The organism is Candidatus Symbiobacter mobilis CR, assembly GCF_000477435.1.
Taxonomy (GTDB): domain Bacteria; phylum Pseudomonadota; class Gammaproteobacteria; order Burkholderiales; family Burkholderiaceae_C; genus Rhodoferax; species Rhodoferax mobilis.
The window spans coordinates 2,003,568-2,025,310 of record NC_022576.1; the positions used below are offsets into that span (position 1 = coordinate 2,003,568).

General features: G+C 61.4%; 20 protein-coding genes. 10 read left to right on the forward strand and 10 right to left on the reverse strand.

Going from position 1 to position 21,743, the window contains the following annotated elements:
* Nucleotides 1–10: 10 nt before the first annotated feature.
* Together CENROD_RS08235 and CENROD_RS08240 are read left to right on the forward strand one after the other, a co-directional pair.
* Complete coding sequence (locus CENROD_RS08235; protein ID WP_022774335.1) at nucleotides 11–400, forward strand: DUF1987 domain-containing protein; 390 nt, start codon at nucleotides 11–13, stop codon at nucleotides 398–400.
* Between the two features lie 4 nt (nucleotides 401–404).
* The gene (locus CENROD_RS08240) at nucleotides 405–1,403 is read left to right on the forward strand and encodes a sensor histidine kinase (protein WP_022774340.1); all 999 of its coding nucleotides are present in this window, start codon (nucleotides 405–407) and stop codon (nucleotides 1,401–1,403) included.
* 26 nt (nucleotides 1,404–1,429) lie between these two features.
* Here the strand turns inward: CENROD_RS08240 and CENROD_RS08245 are convergent, their stop codons facing one another.
* Nucleotides 1,430–2,044: a DsbA family protein gene (locus CENROD_RS08245; RefSeq protein WP_051360347.1), complete on the reverse strand. Its 615-nt coding sequence runs from the start codon at nucleotides 2,042–2,044 to the stop codon at nucleotides 1,430–1,432.
* 489 nt (nucleotides 2,045–2,533) lie between these two features.
* On the opposite strand from CENROD_RS08245, the gene rpsP reads away from it, so the two are divergent.
* The 5 genes from rpsP to CENROD_RS08270 all read left to right on the forward strand — a co-directional run bounded on the left by rpsP (nucleotide 2,534) and on the right by CENROD_RS08270 (nucleotide 5,917).
* Nucleotides 2,534–2,779, forward strand: coding sequence for a 30S ribosomal protein S16 (gene rpsP, locus CENROD_RS08250; protein ID WP_022774348.1), 246 nt, complete (start codon nucleotides 2,534–2,536; stop codon nucleotides 2,777–2,779).
* 73 nt (nucleotides 2,780–2,852) lie between these two features.
* Nucleotides 2,853–3,452, forward strand: a complete 600-nt coding sequence (gene rimM / locus CENROD_RS08255; RefSeq protein ID WP_022774352.1) for a ribosome maturation factor RimM — start codon at nucleotides 2,853–2,855, stop codon at nucleotides 3,450–3,452.
* Between the two features lie 65 nt (nucleotides 3,453–3,517).
* Nucleotides 3,518–4,276, forward strand: a complete 759-nt coding sequence (gene trmD, locus CENROD_RS08260) for a tRNA (guanosine(37)-N1)-methyltransferase TrmD (RefSeq protein ID WP_022774356.1) — start codon at nucleotides 3,518–3,520, stop codon at nucleotides 4,274–4,276.
* A 115-nt stretch (nucleotides 4,277–4,391) separates the two neighbouring features.
* On the forward strand, nucleotides 4,392–4,820 hold the full coding sequence (gene rplS, locus CENROD_RS08265; RefSeq protein WP_022774361.1) for a 50S ribosomal protein L19: 429 nt from the start codon (nucleotides 4,392–4,394) through the stop codon (nucleotides 4,818–4,820).
* Between the two features lie 119 nt (nucleotides 4,821–4,939).
* Nucleotides 4,940–5,917 carry a CobD/CbiB family protein gene (locus tag CENROD_RS08270; protein WP_022774364.1) on the forward strand — a complete coding sequence of 326 codons (978 nt, stop codon included), beginning with the start codon at nucleotides 4,940–4,942 and terminating at the stop codon, nucleotides 5,915–5,917.
* A gap of 203 nt (nucleotides 5,918–6,120) precedes the next feature.
* Here the strand turns inward: CENROD_RS08270 and rsgA are convergent, their stop codons facing one another.
* Nucleotides 6,121–7,053, reverse strand: a complete 933-nt coding sequence (gene rsgA / locus CENROD_RS08275) for a ribosome small subunit-dependent GTPase A (RefSeq protein ID WP_238551763.1) — start codon at nucleotides 7,051–7,053, stop codon at nucleotides 6,121–6,123.
* Nucleotides 7,050–8,324, reverse strand: a complete 1,275-nt coding sequence (locus CENROD_RS08280) for a M48 family metallopeptidase (protein ID WP_238551764.1) — start codon at nucleotides 8,322–8,324, stop codon at nucleotides 7,050–7,052. Before CENROD_RS08280 ends, rsgA begins: the two co-directional genes overlap by 4 nt.
* Before the next feature lie 32 nt (nucleotides 8,325–8,356).
* Between CENROD_RS08280 and orn the strand changes: the two genes are divergently transcribed.
* The 3 genes from orn to CENROD_RS12555 all read left to right on the forward strand — a co-directional run bounded on the left by orn (nucleotide 8,357) and on the right by CENROD_RS12555 (nucleotide 13,934).
* Nucleotides 8,357–8,959, forward strand: a complete 603-nt coding sequence (gene orn / locus CENROD_RS08285; protein WP_022774377.1) for an oligoribonuclease — start codon at nucleotides 8,357–8,359, stop codon at nucleotides 8,957–8,959.
* A gap of 261 nt (nucleotides 8,960–9,220) precedes the next feature.
* A complete protein-coding gene (locus CENROD_RS08290; protein WP_022774385.1) occupies nucleotides 9,221–10,726 on the forward strand; it encodes a DEAD/DEAH box helicase in 1,506 nt (501 codons plus the stop codon).
* Between the two features lie 379 nt (nucleotides 10,727–11,105).
* Nucleotides 11,106–13,934 carry a methyl-accepting chemotaxis protein gene (locus CENROD_RS12555; RefSeq protein ID WP_022774393.1) on the forward strand — a complete coding sequence of 943 codons (2,829 nt, stop codon included), beginning with the start codon at nucleotides 11,106–11,108 and terminating at the stop codon, nucleotides 13,932–13,934.
* A 47-nt stretch (nucleotides 13,935–13,981) separates the two neighbouring features.
* On the opposite strand, the gene der is transcribed toward CENROD_RS12555, so the two are convergent.
* The 7 genes from der to pilW form a co-directional block, all read right to left on the reverse strand.
* Entirely contained in the window at nucleotides 13,982–15,313 is a 1,332-nt protein-coding gene (gene der, locus CENROD_RS08300) for a ribosome biogenesis GTPase Der (RefSeq protein WP_022774397.1), read from the reverse strand.
* A 127-nt stretch (nucleotides 15,314–15,440) separates the two neighbouring features.
* Complete coding sequence (locus tag CENROD_RS08305) at nucleotides 15,441–16,658, reverse strand: outer membrane protein assembly factor BamB (protein ID WP_022774400.1); 1,218 nt, start codon at nucleotides 16,656–16,658, stop codon at nucleotides 15,441–15,443.
* Between the two features lie 13 nt (nucleotides 16,659–16,671).
* Entirely contained in the window at nucleotides 16,672–17,388 is a 717-nt protein-coding gene (locus CENROD_RS08310) for a YfgM family protein (RefSeq protein ID WP_022774404.1), read from the reverse strand.
* 4 nt (nucleotides 17,389–17,392) lie between these two features.
* Nucleotides 17,393–18,697 carry a histidine--tRNA ligase gene (gene hisS / locus CENROD_RS08315; RefSeq protein ID WP_022774408.1) on the reverse strand — a complete coding sequence of 435 codons (1,305 nt, stop codon included), beginning with the start codon at nucleotides 18,695–18,697 and terminating at the stop codon, nucleotides 17,393–17,395.
* A complete protein-coding gene (ispG, locus tag CENROD_RS08320; RefSeq protein WP_041194423.1) occupies nucleotides 18,694–19,971 on the reverse strand; it encodes a flavodoxin-dependent (E)-4-hydroxy-3-methylbut-2-enyl-diphosphate synthase in 1,278 nt (425 codons plus the stop codon). Before ispG ends, hisS begins: the two co-directional genes overlap by 4 nt.
* Nucleotides 19,968–20,912 carry a helix-turn-helix domain-containing protein gene (locus CENROD_RS08325; RefSeq protein WP_041193430.1) on the reverse strand — a complete coding sequence of 315 codons (945 nt, stop codon included), beginning with the start codon at nucleotides 20,910–20,912 and terminating at the stop codon, nucleotides 19,968–19,970. The genes ispG and CENROD_RS08325 overlap by 4 nt, the downstream gene beginning before the upstream one ends.
* Nucleotides 20,905–21,741: a type IV pilus biogenesis/stability protein PilW gene (pilW, locus tag CENROD_RS08330; protein WP_022774420.1), complete on the reverse strand. Its 837-nt coding sequence runs from the start codon at nucleotides 21,739–21,741 to the stop codon at nucleotides 20,905–20,907. The genes CENROD_RS08325 and pilW overlap by 8 nt, the downstream gene beginning before the upstream one ends.
* Between the last annotated feature and the right edge of the window lie 2 nt (nucleotides 21,742–21,743).

Genomic DNA, 21,743 nt, shown 5'->3' on the forward strand with positions numbered 1-21,743 from the left:
GGAAATGTTCATGGAATCATTACGTCTTGAACCTGCAAAATCTACTCCACTGGTTGATTTTAATGTGAGTACTCGCATTTTTACGATCAAGGGTGAATCTTACCCTGAAAATTCGTTCAAGTTTTATGAACCGATTTTGCAGTGGCTGGATGCTTTTTTTGAACAAGTCACCGACCAAGATGTGACAAAACTGGAGATCAGCCTACCGTACATCAACACCAGTAGTTCGAAATGCATTTTGATGTTGCTGGAAAAGTTTGAAAAGGCTTATCAGGATGGAAAATCCGTGGTCGTCAACTGGTATTACGATGAAGAAAATGAAAGTGAAATGGAGTGCGCGCAAGACTTCAAGGAATACGTTGAGCTTGAATTTAATTTGATTGCAGAAAAAGGGTCCTGACACCATGAAACAAGCCAATAAAAAGGACATTTTCCGAATCGAATTCGAAATTTTGGAAAATGCTGCCAAAGTTTTGCGCAGCCCTGACTACGTTGATAATCCTATTCGTACTCAATTCGAAGATCTTTATATTGGCTACAAAAAACTATTACAACAAAGTCAACAATTGGTCAACATCAGCGACCGACAACAGGATCGGCTGATAAAACTGCAAAACTTGAAAGATGACTTTTTATCTACTGCATCCCATGAGCTAAGAACTCCAATCACCTCTGTTCTGGGATTCATCCAGGTTATCAAGAAAAAGCTCAATGAGGTGATTTATCCTCGGCTACTACCGTTGGATTCCAAAACAGAAAAGACAGTCAGACAGATCGACGGCAACATCGATATCATTATTTCCGAAGGCGAACGGCTGACCTGTTTGATCAACGACATTCTTGATCTTTCGAAAATGCGTGCGGGAAAGATGGAATGGAAGTCTCACCCCGTTGCCCCGGCCGATGTGGTGCAACGTGCGACAGCGGCAACGTCGTCGTTGTTTGACAAAAAGTCCATTCCCTTGGAAATAGAAATCGCCCCGAATTTGCCAACATGGATGGGCGATGGCGACAGACTGATTCAAGTCATGATTAATCTGTTATCTAATGCCGTCAAATTCACAAATCAGGGCACAGTCACTTGCCGTGTCATCTCCATCCACCAAAGTGTCCGGGTCAGCGTGCAAGATTCCGGCAGTGGCATTGCCGCCGAGCACCATCAGGCAGTGTTTGAAAAGTTCAGGCAGGTCGGGGACGATGTTGCCGATGGCCCCAAGGGAACTGGCCTTGGCCTACCGATCTGCAAGGAAATCGTCGAGCACCACGGCGGAAGAATCTGGGTGGACAGTGAGCCTGGACGCGGGAGCACGTTCGTTTTCGAGATTCCTGCAGGTCAACCTGCTGACAGTGGCACCCTACAAAAGAACCCCGCTGAACCTATCGACCTGCAAGGAGGCCGTTGAACCATAGTGTCTCCCACCACCCCTCTTCAAGGTTGCACACCCAGCAGTTCCGCCAACGCCGGGGTAGGCATTGCGCCGCTATGGCTTGTAGTAGCGTCGCTTTCCGCATCGACGATGATCAGATGCGGAACGGAATTGACTCCCAGCTTTTCCAGCAGGGCAGTGTTGGCGCGAATCGCCTCTTGTAGCGTCTGTATCGCCGTATCGTTTTCCTGCCCGTTCCCCTGCCCCAACGCCACGTCGATCCCGCCGGAGCCGGATAGCAACGCATCTTCGTGCTTGGCCATCGCTGCAGCAGGATCCGCCGCATGAAGAATTGCCACCCCCTGAGGCAAGCTCTTGCGAGACATGAACGCCACCGGCACCCATACGAAATGCATACGCTGCTGCAAAGGCAGCGCAGCCTGCCAGAGATGGCCACAGTGCCCGCACTGCGGATCAAAAAACACATAGGCTGTCTTGCGGCCTATCTGCGAACCCAGCGAGAAGCCCCTTGCACCACTTTGCAACATCTCCCGCACGGGCTTACTCTGCACTTGCGGCGTCGACGCGGGCTGTGATACGCGGATCGCCGGGGGATCCACTGCCTGCCCGCTACAACCCGCCAAACTCAACCCTACTGCACACCACCACGCCTTCATATTTCTGCTTCCTCCTCGCCAAAGAAAACACCTTGCAACATCCATAGGCCGCAGTGTAGAAGCGCCGTTCGACGCTGGACTGTGGACAACCCAGCGCCTTTCTTCCTGCTTTTCCCCCCGTTATCCCCAGCCCGACACGGCCAACGCTACTTGTTCTCCATTTGCGTACACCACGGTACCAGGTTGTCCCAGGGGTTGTATGCAACATAACACGTTGTTTCGATGTGAAAAACGATACTTTTCCACAGCACGGGGACTGGCTTGTTACTACGATGATCTTTGAAAAAGTATTTCTATTCAAGATCATTTCCAATCTTGGGAATCGGCTGACTGAGATGGCGCCTCTATGCCCAACGTCTCGAAAATGTGGTGGGAGCGACGAAATGGATGCGCACCTCTCCTGCAGTTTCGGCTGTCTACAATCCGCCCCTTTTTTGGGGAACCCTTCTTGGGGTTCCCTTTTTTGACCCATCCCCGAAAGGAAACACCATGGTCGTAGTCCGACTGGCTCGTGGCGGCGCAAAAGCCCGTCCGTTTTTCGACATCGTCGTTACCGACAAACGCAAACGCCGGGATGGTCGCTTTATCGAGCGGTTGGGTTTTTACAACCCTGTTGCTGCGTCGAACGAAGAAGGCTTGCGTATTGCCCTCGACCGTCTCCACTACTGGAAAGGCGTTGGCGCAGAGGTTTCCGACGCTGTGGCGCGTCTGGTTCGTACCGTCAAGCCTGCGTGACAGGATCGGCAGGATGGTGGAATAGGCTACAACGCCCTGGTTCCGCGTTGCGTAGCGTCGTGGCACGGTGACGATGTTTCCCCCGGTGGCTCCTACTGCGACAGGGGAATGCAATGCTCCAGCGCAGTGGCCCGAAGACCTCGTCGAAGTAGCCCGGGTGCAAGGCGCCTGGGGCGTTCGCGGATGGCTCAGGCTGGTGGCGCATAGCCCGGAACCGGTGGCCTTATTGGCTGCATCCCGGTGGTATTACACCTATTCGGCTTGTCGGAATGCGCCGCTCCCTGCCGATGGCAACGACGAGCAGCGGGTACGAGGGGTGTGGTCGGTGCGCCAATCCCGCAGACACAGCGGGAATGTCGTCGCCGACATCGAAGGGATCGTCGATCGAACCATGGCCCAGTCTTGGGCCGGGGCTGTCGTTGCTGTTCGCAAGGCCGATTTCCCCCGGCTCGGTAACGACGAGTACTACCTGGTTGACCTGATCGGGATGCGGGTGCAGAACCGCCAGGGCGTGTATCTGGGCAGCGTCGCCAAATTTTTTCCTACTGGCCCGCATTGGGTACTCGTCCTTGACGGCGAACGCTCTCGCATGGTGCCTTTCGTCAGCGCTTACGTCGATACGGTGGACACTGCTTTGCGCAGCATCGTCGTCGATTGGCATCCTGACGATTGATTGAGCGAGTCTGGCTGATCGAGGTGTCGTGGCGAGATGTCGTGAAAGAAGCCAAGAAGTCCAGCGTGTTGTTCGACGTCATTACCTTGTTTCCGCAATGGTTTTCGCTGCTGCCCACCACAGGGGTGACACGCAGGGCTTTCGAGCGGGAACAAATGGTGCTGCGCTGCTGCAATCCCCGGGAGTTTTCCGACGATCCGCACGGCAGGGTGGATGACAGACCCTTTGGAGGTGGGCCAGGCATGGTGATGCAAGCCGACCCCCTTGCGCGTGCCGTGGATGACGTGCGCAGCCGCAGATCCGATGCTGCGGACGTACTGTTGTTTTCCCCATCAGGCCGACGCTTGACCCACGACTCGGTACAGCGCTGGGCGTCTGGAACGGGTGCCATCCTTGTCTGTGGCAGGTACGAGGGGATCGACCAACGCTTCATCGACAGGTATGTGACCGAAGAAATCAGCCTAGGTGACTTCGTGTTGTCCGGGGGAGAAATTGCCGCATTGGCATTGCTGGATGCCGTGGCCCGCTTGCTTCCCGGCGTGTTGCACGATGCACAAAGCGCACGAGAGGAAAGTTTTCATCCGGATGTGGACGGCTTGCTCGATTGCCCGCAATACACCCGTCCCAGGGAATGGTCGGGGGTGGAAGTGCCCCCTGTGCTGCTGTCCGGGGATCATCGGCAAATCGAACATTGGCGCCGGGAACAGCGCCTCTTGGCGACGGGGCGGCTGCGGCCCGATGTGGTCGCCCAAGGCAGACAGCAAGGCCGTTTCGGCGCCGAAGACGAGCAAATCCTTGCCACGATAGAATCCGCCCCCCTTTGATCCTCTGCCATGCAACGGGAACGGCCTTCGTTCCTCCACGGGGTTGCACAAGTGTTCCGTGTGTTCTTTGTGCTCCGTCGTGCCATCGGATGCGTACGATCTTTTCGAGAAAACCATGAATCTGATCCAAGAACTTGAGCAAGAAGAAATTGCTCGCCTGGGCAAAACCATCCCGGACTTTGCCCCCGGGGACACCGTCATCGTCAACGTCAACGTTGTCGAAGGCTCGCGCAAGCGAATCCAGGCTTTTGAAGGCGTAGTCATCGCCAAGCGCAACCGTGGGCTGAATAGCGGGTTCACCGTGCGCAAAATTTCCAGCGGTGAAGGCGTGGAACGGACGTTCCAAACGTACAGCCCCCTGATTGCGAGCATGGAAGTGAAGCGTCGCGGCGATGTGCGTCGCGCCAAGCTGTACTACCTGCGTGATCGCAGCGGCAAATCCGCACGCATCAAGGAAAAACTTCCCGCCCGCAAGGGAACGGTGGCAGAAGTCGCTGTGGCTGTGGCAGAACAGACGGAACAGCCTACGGCGACTTCGGCATAGTCGTCGCCCATTCCCAAAAAATCCACCCGAAAAACCCCATGATCCTGTCGGGATCATGGCTGCCGGTGTTATCCGGCGTTCTCATGCCCAACGTCTGCCACATGTTGTAGGAGCACCCCATGGGTTTTCTCTCGGTACTGTTGGCCTTTTTGCTGGAGCAAGCCCGGCCGTTGGGCCAGGGAAATGTGGTGCATAGAGCGTCGGCAGCGTGGGTACGCTGGTGCCAGCGTGTGCTCGACACCGGCGAAATCGGACATGCCTGGATGGCGTGGGCGCTGGCCGTGCTGGTGCCCACCTTGCTTTCCGCCGGAATCTACTGGCTATGCCTGCTTTTGGTGGGATGGCCTTTGGCGGTCGCGTGGTGCGTGCTGGCGCTGTACGCAACGCTCGGGTTTCGTCAGTTCAGTTTTCATTTCACCCAGATTCGGGACGCCTTGCTCGACGGGAATGACGAGCAGGCCCGCCGCTTGTTGGCGGAATGGGAGCCTGACGCAGGCAACGAAGCCACCCGTAGCGAAATCGTCGCCGACGTGATTGCCTTGTCCGTATTGGCAGCGCACCGGCACGTTTTCGGGGTACTTGTGTGGTTCTCCCTGCTGGCTGCTCTGGGTATGGGTCCAGCCGGGGCCGTGCTCTATCGATTGGGTGAGAGTACGGCGCGCTATGTACGTGGTGGCAATCGCGATGGCAAGGATGCAGATTGCTCCTTGGCCAGTACCGAACTGGTACGCATCGCTTCGCGAAGCTGGGCCAAACTGGATTGGCTCCCCGCACGGGCAACCGCAGTGGGGTTTGCCATCGTGGGCAATTTTGAAGAGGCCATCGATGGCTGGCGTCGCTGTACCCAATGCGGAGTGCGAGGATCCGATGTGCTGATCCTCGCTGCCACCCAGGGAGCAATGGACGTCGATCTTGGGGGGGCCATGGCAGCACACCAGGGTCTGGTCGAGACTGCCGACAACAATGCAGAACCTCAGTCGATCCGCCCGCAACCACAGATGGGCCATCTGCCTGTCGTCGTCGGGATGGTATGGCGTACCGTTGTGCTGTGGGTCATCCTGTTGGCGTTGCTCAGTGTGGCGCGGCTGCTGGGCTGAGAACCAATTTCAGTAGGCAGGCGAGCCGAAGCAGTGTGCGTGGCGCCGGAGCGCAGGAACCGGAATGTACTGACGGTACATGAGGATTCCGAGCACCGCCGCCGCGTGCAATGCGATGGCGCAGCCCCTACTGGAATAGGTTCTGAAGGCTTGGGCCTGCGGTGGTCTTGGGTCTCCGTTTCGAGGTATGCCTGTTCATGCCGTCAGCGAAAGCGACGCATCGAGACGATTTCCTCGTAAAGCTGTTCATAGATTCGGTAGCGCGCGCCATGCACCGGGTGCTCGCCCCGATCCACTGCGGCCAACACGGCGCACCCCGGTTCGCGAAGGTGCTTGCAATCCAGAAAACGGCAGTGGATGGCATGCCGATGTAGGTCGGGCATGTAGCCGGCAAGTTGCGATGCGTCGATGTGCCGGAGTCCAAATTCCTGGAATCCTGGGGAATCCAGCAAAGCGGTGGTTCGTTCTGCATCGATCCAGTACAGCGCCGTGCATGTGGTGGTGTGTCGTCCAGTCTGCACGGACTGTGACAACGCCGCAGTGGCAGCGCGGGCCTGCGGTACGAGCAGATTGACGAGGGTGCTTTTGCCCGCGCCGGAAGGGCCGAGTACCAGGGTGGACTGGCCTTGCAGCTTTTGGCAGAGTGCTTGGCGATCGTCCTCGTTGCCATGCAGCGTGGATAGGGGCAGCACCTCGTACCCCATCTCCCGGTAGGGGGCCAGCGCATCCCAGGCGCGGGCAAAGGGTTCCTGCAGGTCGCGCTTGTTGAGCACGATCACGCAAGGCAGGTCTTGCGCTTCTGCGGCAATGAGCACCCGAGAAAGCTGAAGCAGAGAAATCTCCGGCTGCGCTGCCAAAGTGATCCATACCGCGTCGATGTTTGCGGCAAAGACTTTGGTGCGTGTCTCGTCCTGGCGAAACAGCGAATTCCTGCGGGGTTCCACGCGCTCGATGGTGCCGGTATCGCCCGAGGGCAGCCACCACACCCGATCCCCGACGACACACCCTCCCTGCTTGCCACGGGGGTGGCATAGCCGACGCTGACCATCCGAGTCTTCCACCCAGAAGTGCCGACCGTGGCCAACAACGACCAGCCCCGGGTGCTCTTGGCCCGGATGCTCTTGGGGCAGGGTCACGGCGTCTGGCGGGTCTGGCAGCCCAGCCGTTCGAGCCGTTCGCACGCCCCCGGGTGCGTGGCGTGGAATGCGGCATACCAGGGGTCTGGGGTCAGCGTCGAGGCGTTGTCGCGATACAGGCACAGCAGGGCACTGCACAAATCCTGGGCACGTACGTGCCGGGCCGCAAAAGCGTCGGCTTCAAATTCGTGCCTGCGGGACAGGGATGCCAGCGCCGGGGATAGCAGTAGCGATAGCAAAGGGGATAGCAGCAATAGGCTTAGCAGCGATAGCGCAGGGTGGGAGCCTGCCTCGACGACGATGCCCATTCCCGCAAAAAACCACGCTTGCTGTGAAGCCCACCCCAGCAGGACGAAACCGGCCAGCCCCAACCCCAGCAGCAATACCAGGCGCTGGTGGATGTGAAACCTGCGAAAGTGCCCCAGCTCGTGCGCCAGCACGGCCTCGATTTCCTCCGGCCGAAGCTGCGCCAGCAGCGTATCGAAAAAGACCACACGCTTGGAGCGGCCCAGGCCGGTGAAATAGGCGTTGGCGTGCGCGCTGCGCCGACTTGCATCGACGACATATACCCCCTGCACGGCAAAACCGCATCGTTCCAGCAAGGCCGACACGCGCTCGCGTAGCGCGACATCTTCGAGGGGGCGGAACTTGTGGAACCACGGCGCAATCCAGATCGGGTAGACGACGAGCAGCAGCAGGTTCAGTCCCGCCCACAAGCCCCACGCCCACCACCACCACGCCTCGACATTCCCCATGATCCAGAGCACCGCAGCAGCGATGGGCAGACCGACGACCATGCCGATGACGAACGATTTGCCTAGGTCGATCCACCATAGGCCCAGCGTTTGGCGATTGAACCCGAACCGTTCTTCGAGCACGAAGGCGCGGTACCAAGACAGCGGCAAGTCGATAACGCCTTGCACGAGCGCAAATGCCCCCAGCAGGGCGAGTTGCTGCACCATCCCGGCCCCTAGCCACTGGAGCAGCGCGGTGTGCAGCACTGCCAGCCCGCCCCATACCGTCCATGCCAGCAGTACACACAGGCCGACGGCATCTTCCACCGTCGAAAGCCGTACCTTGGCAACGGCGTAGTCGGCAGCCTTCTGGTGGGCGTTCAGGGGGATGGTTTCGGCAAAGGCGGCGGGAACGCGGTCACGGTGCGCACGCACATGCCGAACCTGCCGCCAGGCCAGCCACCCTTGCAATGCGCCCGCTACGAACACTGCAAGAAGGAACACCGTGCCCCACCATTGCGCCATCTGTCCATCCATATCAACCATCCGGGCAGTGTAGGAGATGCACAATGCCCCGCATGGAAAGCCCTGCTATAGCGCCCGCCAAGGTCTCGTCCGGCGAGTTGTCGAAGTCTGAACGCAACCTCGTCTGGGTCGATTGCGAAATGACCGGGCTGCATCCCGAGACGGATCGTTTGCTGGAAATTGCCGTGGTCGTCACCGGCCCACACCTTGAAGCACGCACCGACGGGCCGGTGCTGGTGCTGCGGCAGGAGGAAGATGTGCTGGGCCGGATGGACAAATGGAACCGCAACACGCACGCCAAAACCGGGCTGCTGGACAAGGTTCGCGCATCGACGCTCGGCGAAGAGGATGCGCAAGGGGAACTGCTGGCCTTTCTTGCACGCTACGTTCCCGCGCACGCCTCGCCGATGTGTGGGGACTGCGTGAGCCAGGATCGGCGCTTTCTGGTTCGCTATCTTCCCCATTTCGATGCCTACTTCCACTACCGAAACCTTGATGTGGCCACGCTACGTGAACTGGCCCGGCGCTGGGCGCCCGAGGTATACCGGGGCTTTCGCAAAAAACAGCGCCATACCGCGCTGGCCGATGTACACGAGGCCATCGATGCCCTCGAACACTACCGCCGCGTTTTCTTGCAGATACCGTAACCCCAGCAATCCCATCGTCTGTGCCACAATCGCGCCCCTCGTCAGCACCCTGCTGGCGTAGTCGTGCATCTCCCAGCTTTTTGCGCAGACCCCTCCACCCTTGCGGGTGTTTCGTTGGGGTTGTTTGTGCGGGGTTTCCCTTCTGTGTGGGGTTCTTCCGTGTGATGGCGTTCCCCTTGCGGGAATGGCCGTGCCGATAGGTGGTGGATGTTTTGCTCCCCACCGGTTGCCCATTGCGGCGGCCACGTAGGAATCCTTCCCATGATGAATGTCTCCCCTGCAGGGGTGGACGCTGTTGCGTCTGCTCCTTTTTCCGCCGTTCCCGTTGCCCAGCCTGCCGCGCCTGCTGTGGCACAGGGCTGTGCGCAGACTGCTCCAGCGCAAACCGCTCAAGGTTTTGCAGCGCTGCATCTGCATCCTTCCTTGCTTGCTGCCGTCGAGGCGCTGGGGTTTTCCCAGCCGACCGTCGTCCAGCAGAAGACGATCCCCCTTGCGCTGACCGCTGAGACCGAGCCTGGGAACGCCAACGATCTGATGGTGTCCAGCCAGACGGGCAGTGGCAAGACTGCCGCCTTTTTGCTGCCTGTGTTGCATTCCATGCTGGGTCGGCCCCCCAAGGCGGATAGCCAAGCAGGGAGCCGCAGGAATCAGCGTCCGTTCCGCGAAGTCGTTGCGCCCACAGCGCTGATCGTCTGTCCGACGAGGGAACTTGCGCAGCAAGTCGCTGCCGATGCCATTGATCTGCTCCAGTGCGCACGGGGCATCCATGTGGCCTGCATCGTGGGCGGGACGCCCTATGCCTTGCAGTTGCGCGCACTGCGCAATGTCGATCTGCTCATCGCCACCCCCGGCCGACTGCTCGACCTTCATCGCAGCGGCAAGCTACAGCTTGACGCGGTGCAATGCCTGGTCGTCGACGAGGCCGACCGGATGCTCGACCTCGGTTTTTGCGACGACCTCGCCCAAATCCACGAGCTCACCCGCACCCGCCGTCAGACCATGATGTTCAGCGCCACTTTCGCGCCGCGCATTGAGCAGCTTGCCGCACGCGTGATGCGATCTCCCCGGCGCATTGCCACGGCCACCCCGCAGGAGCAGCACGCAAACATCCAGCAGTGCCTGTATTGGGCAGACGATGCCCAGCACAAGCGCAAGCTGTTGGATCACTGGCTGCGGGACGAATCGATCGACCAAGCTATCGTCTTTGCTAGTACGCAGATCGAATGCGATGAACTGGCCTATGCCTTGCAGCAGGATGGCTTCGATGCCGTTGCCTTGCACGGGGCATTGGGCCAAGGTTTGCGCAACCGTCGCATGACCGCGATGCGTGAGGGCAAGGTGCAAATCCTCGTCGCCACCGACGTCGCGGCGCGGGGCCTGGACGTCCCCACCGTGACGCACGTCTTCAACTTCGGCCTGCCGATGAAGGCGGAAGACTACGTGCATCGCGTGGGCAGGACGGGCCGCGCCGGGCGTGACGGGCTGGCAGTGACCTTTGCCGAGTTCCGCGACCGCCGCAAGATCGGTGACATCGAGGCCTACCGCAAACAGCCGCTCGAAGCGCGCACCGTTCCTGGGCTGGAACCCCGGCAGCGCGTGGCGCCCCCTCGTGGGCCAGGGCGTTTTCCGCCGCGCGGGGCCGATGTTCACAATCGCGGTTTTGCCCGCCCGCAAGAGCGCTCGCATGGCCGTACCCAGATGCGCCGGGATGATTTCGCCCCCGCCAACCGTGCAGGGCGCAAGCCCCAGGCTATCAGGCACCCCTAATCACCCCAGTCATCGCCCCAATTCCTGCAATTTACCTCATGCAGGGTATGAAATTACCCAATATAGCCTAGCATTCTGTGACGATTTCGTAGGTACATTCTCACGGCTTCCGTCGTTCGCCTGCCAGCTCCCAGGATGTCCTTGCCTGGGGTGCATTGGCAGGCGTTGTCGTTCAACCCAGATAGCCCATGAGGGTTTGCAGGGCAGGTGGATGCAGTGGCGAGGCAGTTTTGGTCTGACTGAGGCGTACATAGCGTGAGCTATGAACAACGAAGAAGGGCAAAAATGGCCGCCAATGCGCCGCATGCACGCAAACAGCACCGAAGGTGCGCCTCATGGACTATCTGGGTTCCATCATCCAAAAGTGGGTAGCCGGGATATGAACCGTCCTATGGGCATTGCAGGTTTGTGGCTGGGTGTGTTCGTTCCAGGGGTGCGCTGGATGCGCAGCCTGCAATTTGGGGGCAAGGCGATGCTCATCAGCCTATGCTTTGCCGTGCCCATTGCCCTGTTTGGGTACGAATACGGGGTGGATGCCTTGGAGCGCGTGGCGACCGCCAACAAGGAGCGTGCGGGGGTGGCCGCATTGCGGGCTTTTGTTCCGGTGTATACCGGCGTGCTCCAAACCCGCAATGCCACCCGTGCGACCCTGGGTGGGTTCGATACGCAGCAAGGCTATGCACAGGCTCGCGCACGCACGGATGCAGCGCTGGCAGCCTTTGCGCAACATCTGGCTGTGACGGAAGACCCCCTGCAATTGGCCCCCACGTACGCCAAGCTGCGCACAGCCTGGGAGGACACTGCCCAATCTGCCACGGGTGCGGATGAGAAAGGCCGCACGATCTTCGGGCCTGTCACGGCATCGGTGGCAGCGATGTTGGCGCAGATTGCCGACGATTCAACGCTCGTGCTCGACCCCGACCTTGACAGCTTTTACCTCGTCAGCGTGCTGGTGTTGACCATGCCCGAACTGGCCGAGGACCTCGGTCAATTGTGGGGATGGGGCACCTATTTCCTGGCGCACTCTGGGCACTCTGCCACGCAGGAACGGCACTATGCCGTGTGGTCCGCAGGGGTGCGCAAGGGCCTGGAGAGGGTGCGTATTTACCTCGATCGCGCTTTCCGCGCCAACCCCGGTCTGCAAGCGCGGCTGGACATGGCGATCCTCGACGAGGTCAAGGCCTTTCACGAGTACGCAGGGGACGCACGCATGCTCACGAGTTACGACGACGTGACCGCGCAGCAGTACTACGACCGGGGCGCTGCCGTCTTGCTGCGGTTGCTGGCTTTCTATGACAAGGGTTTGCCGGCGCTTGATGCAGTCTTGGTAGACCGGGTGGAGGCGATGCTGTGGCGCCTGCGGCTTCTGTCTGCCCTCGGGGTTTGCGCGGTAGTGTTGGCTGCGTATCTGTTCTATTGTTTCTTCCTCGTGACGAACCACGGGTTGCGGCAAATCCAGGTGCATTTGGAGCGTATTGCGCAGGGTGATCTCAACGATCCCCCCACAGCGCTGGAAGGGCGGGACGAACCCGCGCAGGTGATGGGTTCGCTGATCGCGATGCAGGAAGTGCTGTTCCGCTTTCAGGCAGCGCAGACAGAACTAGCCCGCCAGCATGAGGCAGGGATGCTCGATTTCCGCATGTCCACGCAGGGGCTGCCCGGCGTTTATGCAGGCATGGCGGAGTCGATCAACCACCTTGTCCAAGGCCATATCGCAACGATCATGCAGGTGGTCGAGCGCGTCACCGCGTACACCGAAGGTCGGCTCGACGAAAGCATGCCCCGGATGCCTGGGCAGAAGGAGCGAATCAGCATTGCGATGGATCGGGTGCAGTCCGCCATGACGCAGGCCGCGCAGGCTGCGGCGTTCAACTTGCGTATCCGCCAGTCTCTCGATAGCCTGGATGTGTGCGTGACGGTATCGAACGCACAGGCCGAACTGGTGCATGTCACCCCGCAAGCCAAAAATATGTTGCAGCTTTTTGGGGGGGATGGGTTTGATGTGGACAAGCTGTATGGCACCAAACTCAGCAATTTGTTCACCGACTCCGCGCTGGCAGAAAAATTCGACCACGCGGTACAGACCGGGGATACGGTGACGATGGACACCCAGGGCCGCAAGTTGTTGTTGCAGGCGCGCCCGGTTCACGATGGCGAAGGCAGGGCCATTGGCCGCATTACGCAGTGGTATGACCGTACCGCTGAGCTGCGTTCCGAGCAGGAACTGGATGAGCTGGTGCATGCTGCGTTGCAGGGCGACTTTCGCGGCAGGCTGCACCTGGAGGGGAAAACCGGGTTCTTGCGCAAGTTGTCCGAGGGGATGAATCGCCTTGTGGCCATGAGCGAACAAGGATTGGGAGACGTCGCCAGGGTGTTGATGGCGGTGGCGCAGGGTGATTTGAGCCAGCGGATTACCAATGCGTACCAAGGCTTGTTCGGCGAGGTCAAGGACAGCGTGAACCGCTCGAACGACAACCTGTCCCGGGTGCTCGACGAAGTGCGTGGGGCAGCTCAGGCGTTGACCAATGTGTCCGCGCAGGTCAGCGCAACGGCCCAGTCACTGAGCCAGTCGGCCAGCGAGCAGGCGGCGTCGGTCGAAGAGACGACGACACAGATCACTACGATGTCGAACTCGATTCAGCACAACAGCGACAACGCGACACTGACTGGCACGATGGCGAGCCAAACCACCTTCGAGGCCGTCGAGGGTGGCGCAGCAGTCAACCAGACCGTTGCGGCGATGAAGGAGATTGCGGTCAAGATCGGCATCGTCGACGACATTGCGTACCAGACCAATCTGCTGGCGCTCAATGCGGCCATCGAAGCCGCACGGGCGGGCAGCCATGGCAAGGGCTTTGCCGTCGTTGCAGCCGAAGTGCGCAAGCTCGCCGAACGCAGCCAGGGGGCAGCGCAGGAAATCGGCAAGCTGGCCAGCAGTAGCGTCAGCACGGCAGAGCGCGCCGGCAGGCTACTCGATCAAATTGTCCCCAGCGTGCAGAAGACCAGCCAACTCGTACAGGAAATCGCCCGTGCGTCGGCAGAACAAAGTGCCTCCGTCCAGCACATCGGCAGCGCCATGACACAGCTCAGCAACGCCACGGAGCACAACGCTTCCTCGTCGGAGGAATTGGCTTCGACCAGCGAAGAGCTGGCCACGCAAGCGCGCCAGTTGCAGCACAACATCGCCTTTTTCCGCACTGCGGCGTAGAGGCTGGTTCGATACGGTTCACAAACGCAGCGTGCTTCCTGCCTGCTTCAGCGATACGGGTTCACCGTGGTGCGGAATTCGATGCGTAGTGGGGTGCCGACGAGGTCGAAGGCTTTGCGGAAGCGGCCTTCGAGATAGCGGCGGTAGGCGTCGCTGATGTGGTCGAGCGAGTTGCCGTGGATCACGATCATCGGCGGATTGGACCCCCCCTGGTGCGCAAAACGCAATTTGGGGCGGAACATCTGCGCCCGCCGGGGAGCTTGAAAGCGCACGGCTTCGAGCAGCACGCGCGTCAGCACTGACGTGGGCATTTTGTGGAATGCGCAGCGGTACGCAGTGAGCAGGGCTTTCCACAACGGCCCCAGCCCTTGCTTGTTGCGGGCGGAGATCGTATGCACCTCTGCATACCGCAGAAACCCTAGCCGCGTTGCAAGAGAAGTCTGGACGAGCTGGCGGTGGTAGTCGTCTACGGCGTCCCATTTGTTGATGGCGACGACGACGGCACGGCCCTTTTCGAGCAAATACCCGGCGATATGCGCGTCGAGGTCGGTAACGCCGTCGGTCGCGTCGATCATCAGCAGCACGACATTGGAGGACTCGATCGCTTGCAGGGTTTTGATCACCGAAAACTTTTCGACGGCTTCGAACACCTTGCCTCGACGACGCAGGCCCGCCGTGTCGATCAGCTCGAACCGCTGGCCGTTGCGCTCGAAGGGAACGACGATGGCGTCCCGCGTGGTGCCGGGGGCGTCGAAGGTGACGAGGCGCTCTTCCCCCAGCCATACATTGAGCAGGGTGGATTTGCCAACGTTGGGGCGGCCAGCGACGGCAAGGCGCACGACGTTGGGCGTGTTGTCCTGCGCGGGGGCGTTGTCTTTCTCTTCCGCGTGGAAGGGGGACAGCGCATGGTCGAGCAGTTCTTCGATTCCATGTCCATGCTCTGCGGAGAGGGGAAAAACCTGGGGAAAGCCCAGCTCGTAGAACTCCGCCAGCCGGGGGCTGTCGAACATGCCTTCGGCCTTGTTGGCCACGAGGATGCAGGGCTTGTTTGCGCGCCGCAGTTCCGTGGCGATGGCATGGTCTTGCATATTCAGCCCGGCGCGGGTATCCGTCACGAGCAGGACCACGTCGGCATCGGCGATGGCTTGTCGGGTTTGCTTGGCCATTTCGCGCACGATGCCTGTGTCGGCAGACGGCTCGAAGCCCCCCGTATCGACGACGAGGAAGCTGCGTCCGGCGTGCTTGCCTGTACCGTAGCGACGGTCGCGGGTCAGGCCCGGCATGTCGGCGACGATGGCGTCGCGGGTGCGGGTCAGGCGGTTGAAAAGGGTCGATTTGCCGACGTTCGTTCGGCCGACCAGAGCGAGGACGGGTTGCATGGGGGAGCCTTTACTGTGCAGGTCGCGAAGCGGCTTCTCGACGCTCCCCTCGCCCAGTGGGAGAGGGGTTGGGGGTGAGATGGGGCACGGTTGCAGCGCCCGGCGGCGTAGGTGCCGCGCTGACGGTCTAGCGGGAAGCAGCGTTTGCAGGAGCAGTGCCGAAGGCGTACACCCCACCGTGACGGGTCACGGCGATGAGGAGGGAGTCTGCCCAGAGGGGGGAGCCGACGATTGCGGATCCGTCGGTCGTGCTGCGGGCCAGGGCGGCGCCATCAGCGGAAGAAAACCAGTGCAACATGCCGTTGTCGTCCCCGACGACCAATACGTCCCCGGCCAGCACTGCGCGGCCCAGTTTGCGGTAGCGCAGATCGGTGTTCGTCCATCCGGGTTCTCCATCACTCCGTCTCCACGAGCGCAGGGTGCCGTCGCTATCGACGCCATACACCCAGCGCGCATCGCCGCTCAACCCCACGTGCCCTTGGCTGGACTTGCTCCAAGAGATACCGCCGTGCAGGGCGCTGACGCAGCCCACGCCGTAGTGGTAAGCCCGCACGCATACCTCGTAGCCATTGCGCGAAACCCCTTCGACCAAGTCGACGAGCCGGTCGATGTCGCTGGTTTCGCGGGGGGTGGCGAGGGGGGCGTCCCACAGCACGCTGGCCGTAGCGGGATGCAGGCCGATCAGGTGCCCGGACTGCGCGACAACGAGGGTGTCACCGACAGCCATTAGCACCGAGGGTTGTCCGAGTACGAGGGCTTCCTCGTGACGATGGAATCGCCACAGTCTGTGGCCCGTCTTGCCATCGAAAGCCATAACGCTGCGATCTCCACCCAGGACGAACACCCGTTCCCCTGCGACCAGGGGAGGCGTGATGACCTGGGTCGACAGCGGTTGCTTCCATGACACGCCCTTGTCGTCGAGCGCGACAAGCACGTTGTCTTGCGTGACGACGGCGGCGCGCCGTCCATCGCTGCCGACGCCGGCGCTGAGTGGATGCCCCACATCGACCCGCCAAAGCTCTTCGCCAGTCGATGCACGCAATGCCAGCACTGTCCCGGCGGCATTCGCCACCGTGAGCACGTCTGCCTTCCATGCAGGGCGCAGGGTGAGGCCGACCGTGCCAAGGTGCCTCGTCCACGCGGTACGCACAGCCAAGCGAGCGGGGTCCGGGCCTAGGGGCGCAGGCTCGGGCGCCCGGGGGCCACTGGCGCAGGCACCGAGCAACGCTGCCGGGAGCAAGAAGGCACAGAGCGTTCGGCGAACGGCCAGGGAATGCAGCGAACGATGCAGCGCGGAAAGCAATGCATCATGCAGCGCCAGCAAGGGGAAAGGACGACGAAACATGGCGTGCAAGGAATCAGCGTGACGCAGCAGCCGAGGCTGATGCTGCAACGGCGGAGGTTGCTGTAGATGCTGTAGATGCCGCAGCAGACGCAACAGTCGGCGCAGCCATGGCAGAACGCTTGACTTCGACCATCCGGCGGTATTCCCCGGTCAGGGCGGGTTGCAGCGCTTTTTGGTACTCGGCGGCGGCCTGTTCTGTGCGGCCCTGGAGCACCAGAATGTCCGCCTTGCGGTCGGCGGCCAGGGCGTGGAAGGGTTCTGGAAAGGGGGCAGCCAATGCTGCCAGGGCACGGTCGTAGTCTTTCTTTTGTACCAGCAGGGCACTCCACCGCAGGCGTGCCACCGACTGCAAGCCAACGTCGGTAGCTTGCCGGGACAGCCATTCGATCGCGGCGATGGCGTCGTCCACCCGGCCTGCATCGGCGTGGTGCTTGGCCACGAGCAGCGCAGCGTGGCGGGCGTGGATCGTGTCGCCAAAACGCTCCCGCAGATCGGCAAAGGCCCTGGAAATACGAGATGTCTCCGCAGCGGACAGCGCACGGTCGAATTCATCGTATAGCGCGGCCGCTTTGTTGGCGGTGTTGACCTTCCAGTATTGGTAGCCATTCCACCCGGCATACGCGCCGAGCACCAGGATGAGCACCCAGGTGATGGCATTGCCGTACTGCTGCCAGAAATGCTTGATCTGGTCGAGCTGCTCTTGTTCTTCGAGGTCGAAGGTGTTGGCCATGGGGTCAGTGCGAAAGGGGGCGGGATTGTAGGGTGGGGGCCCAGTTGGCGATGTCGTCGACCGGGCGCAGGATTTGGCCGATGGAGGCGTCGCGCAGGTGCTTGATCGCAACCTGCCGATGCGCCATTTCATCCTGGGCAAAAACCAGCGCGTAGGTGGCGCCACTGGCATCTGCGCGCTTGAACTGGCTCTTGAGGCTACTGGCCCCGGCAGTGTCTGCGTGCATTTGCACGCACACGCCATGGCGGCGTAGTTCTTGGAGCACGCGGAGCACTTCCGGGTACGTGGCAGGCTCGGCGACGATCGCATAGGCGTCGGGCACTGGCGTATCCGGCATGTGTTCCGTGTCGTCGAGCAAGTCGAGCACCCGATCCATTCCCATCGCCCAGCCGACTGCCGGGGTGGGCTTGCCGCCGAGTTGCGCGAACAGGCCGTCGTAGCGGCCGCCGGCGCAAACCGTTCCCTGCGCGCCGAGTTGGTCGGTGATGAACTCGAAGACGGTCTTCGTGTAGTAGTCCAGCCCACGAACCAGCCGATGCTGGATGGTGCAAGCGATGCCGTTGGCGTCGAGGATTGCGAGGACACGGTCGAAATGCGTGCGCGATTCCGGCCCCAGAAAGTCGAACAGTCGCGGCGCGTTGTCGATGACCGCGCGCATCGCGGGGTTTTTGCTGTCGAGGACGCGCAGGGGGTTGCTGTGGAGTCGGCGGCGTGCATCGGCATCGAGCAGGGCGAGGTGGCGCTCGAAGTACGCAATGAGCGCCATGCGGTGCGCGCTGCGCTCGGAAGAAATGCCCAGGCTGTTGAGTTCCAGGCGAAGGTCGCGCAGGCCCAGCTCGTGCAGCAGTTGCGCCGCCATCACGATCAGTTCGGCATCGACCTCCGGGCCGGCGAATCCCATCGCCTCCGCGCCGATCTGGTCGAACTGCCGGTACCGCCCTTTCTGGGGACGCTCGTGTCGGAACATCGGCCCCATGTAGTAGAGCCGCTTGCCGCCGTCGTAGAGCAGGTTGTGTTCAATGGCTGCCCGCACGACCCCGGCGGTGGCTTCGGGGCGCAGGGTCAAAGGGTCGCCGTTGAGCCGATCCTCGAAGCTGTACATCTCCTTTTCGACGACGTCGGTTACTTCGCCCAGCCCGCGTACGAACAGTGGTGTCGTTTCGACGATGGGGGTGCGGATGTTGCGGTAGGCATAGCGTGCGAATAGCTCCCGCGCGCGGGATTCGAGCCATTCGACCCTATGCGAACGTCCGGGCAGCAGGTCGTTCATCCCTTTGACCGCGACGATGCGTTGCGATCCCTCGCTCATGCTTGCTCCTGGTTGGCCGCGCCGCTGCCGAAACGGCGCTGTACGTACTGTTCGAGAAGGTGCAGGAATTCGTCGCCCAGCGCAGGCCCGCGCAGGGTCGCGTGCTTGACGCCGTCGATAAAGACTGGCGCGGCGGGGTCTTCGCCGGAACCGGGCAGGCTGATGCCGATGTCGGCTTGTCGACTTTCCCCGGGGCCGTTGACGATGCACCCCATCACCGCTACTTGCAGGGTTTCGACGCCAGGGTAACGCCCACGCCAGTCGGTCATGCGCTCGCGAACGAAGTCATCGACCTTGGCCGCGAGTTCGGTGAAAGCGTGGCCGGATGTGCGCCCGCACCCTGGGCACGAGGTGACGGTGGGACGCAGGGAACGCAGCCCCAGCGCTTGCAGAATCTCGCAGGAGACGACGACTTCTTGCACACGCGATTCGCCGGGGCGCGGCGTCAGCGAAACGCGCAGCGTGTCTCCGATGCCTTCATGCAGCAGGATGGACATCGCCGCCGTCGAGGCAACGATGCCTTGCATCCCCTGCCCTGCTTCCGTCAGCCCCAGGTGCAGCGCGTGGTTACAGCGCCGGGCCAGTTCCCGGTAGACGACGAGTAGGTCGCCGACGCTGCTGAGCTTGCACGACAGCACGATCTGCGCAGGATCCATCCCCAGGGCGCAGGCTTGTTTTGCCGATTCGACCGCCGAGGTCACGACCGCTTCGAGCATCACCGCGTGTGCATCCCAAGGCTGGCTGCGTTGGCAGTTGTCGTCCATCATGGACTCCAGCAGTTCGGGGTCCACGCTACCGCCATTGACGCCGATGCGGATGGGGCGATTCCAGTGCAAGGCGGTTTCGATCATGGCGGCAAATTGCCGGTCACGCTTGTCACCCTTGCCGACGTTGCCAGGATTGATGCGGTACTTGGACAGGGCCGCAGCGCAGGCGGGGTGGTCTTGCAGCAGGCGGTGCCCGTTGAAGTGGAAATCCCCGATGAGGGGAACGTCGATCCCCCAGCGGTCGAGGTGGTCGCGAATACGGGGCACCGCATCCGCAGCCTGGGGGGTGTCCACCGTGATGCGCACCAGTTCGGAGCCAGCCTGGAACAGTTCACGCACCTGCGTTGCCGTAGCCAGGTCGTCGCGCGTGTCGGTATTGGTCATCGACTGCACGCGCACCGGAGCATCGCCACCCAGCGTCAGGGTGCGGCCCCCCCACGCAATGCGTGTTTGCAGGGAAGCGCGCCGCCGGGGCAGCGCCCCGGATGGTGGTGCGAGGCCCACTATCGCACCTCGAAACGCGCCACGTTGCGCTGGGCGTGCGCGAGGGTATCGAACTTGTTGCCGCGCACCGTGACTTCGACGCCGTCGGCCTTGCCTAGCAGTACAGACAGGGGCGGTATTCCCGATGCTTGTGTGATCTCGCCGGCAAGGAGCATGCGGCGCAGCACCTGCGTGCCTTGGGCGTCGACGATTTCGACCCACGATGAATCGATGGCGCGCAATGCCAACGTCAGCGTACCGCTAGGTGCGGTATCGGGAGACGTGTTGACAGAGGGACCGAAAGAGGAATGGATAGAGGGGTGCAGAGCCGGGTGGAGCGTGGCGCTGGACGTGGAGGCAGGCGGCGGGGATGCGCTTCCTGCTGCGCTGGGGGAAAGAGGAGCAGACAGGGGCAAGGCAGATTCACCCTCCGCAGAGGGGGGAAATGCCTCCATCGACGGTGCAGAAGCGTCGTGCCATGGGGTAGGTACAGGCATGACTACCGTAGGCATAGGCATGTCGTGTTGCGGGGCAGATTGGGGAGGCATCCACAACACGATGCCAATGCCCACGCACGCCAGCAGTATCCCTACCCCCATCGGGTGCGAGGCATACATCCATAAGACGCGCCACGGCGAAGGCGAGGGGTCGCGCAGCGTCGAATGCGGCCCCGAATCGTCTTGGCTGATTCGGGGAGTGACCACATGGGGCAGCCGCGCCAGAATGTCTGCGGGGTCGATCTGTAACACCCGGCAAATGCTCGCGGCGAGCGCACGCGCAAAGACCAAATCGGGCAGTTCATGCAGGCGCCCTGCTTCGAGGGCTTCCAACCGCTCCGGCGATACCTTGAGTATTTCGGCAAGGTCGAGGATGTCTACGCCCATCTTTTCTCTCGCCGCCCGCAATTGCGTGCCAGGGTCGGCAAAAGACGCGGCGGCAGCCCAAGTTACGTTGTCGTCATTCATCAAAAGCCCCTCGGCGGTAAGCATCTGCCTGCGCGGACTGGGAAAAGCGCTTCTCCAGTTGTTGTGCAAGCTGCGCGACGGCGTCGTCGTCGGCGAGGAGTTTGTCGATTTTGATGCCTAGCCATAGCGATTCGGCGCTGGCCCAGTCGCTGTTGTTGAGTCTGCGGATGTAGAACTGCGCACGGGCGTACTCCTTGCGCAGGTATAAAACGTGGGCCAAGTTGTACCCGACGATGGGGTTGGTTGCGTCGAATTCGTAGGCGTGCAACAAGCTGGATTCGGCTTCCTTGTGTTGCCCCGCGCTGATTTGGCACAGTCCCTGGGTCATCCAGGTCTTGCCGCGTTCCTGGTATCCCGGCGTGGCCAGCGCCCGGCCAAAGTAGCGGAACGACTGCGGGTATGCCGCACGCTGGCATTCGAGCCAACCTAGGTTGTGCAGCACGTTGGCGTCGCCGGGCCGGAGCGATAGTGCCTTGAGGAAGCTTTCCTCGGCAGTGGGGAATTCCCGAAGCCGCATCGCGATGAGGCCACGCAGGTTGTGCGCTTCGGGAAACGCGGGATCCACCGCCAGTACCTGGCGCAGTTCGTCGAGCGCGATGTCGGTCTTGCCTTGCTGGAAATACGCGACGGCAAGCTCCAACCGGATCCGCGCACGCTTGCGCGCTTCGCTGTCCTGGGCGATCGTTCCGCTGGCGGTCAGCCCTGTGCGCGATGCTTGCGGCGTGGCGCCACACCCCCATAGCAGCAGGCATGTGCCGCAGCACAGCAAGATGGCGGGCCATCCATGGGATAGGGGACAGGCTTGCAGCGTGGGGGGGAAGAACCGCATGG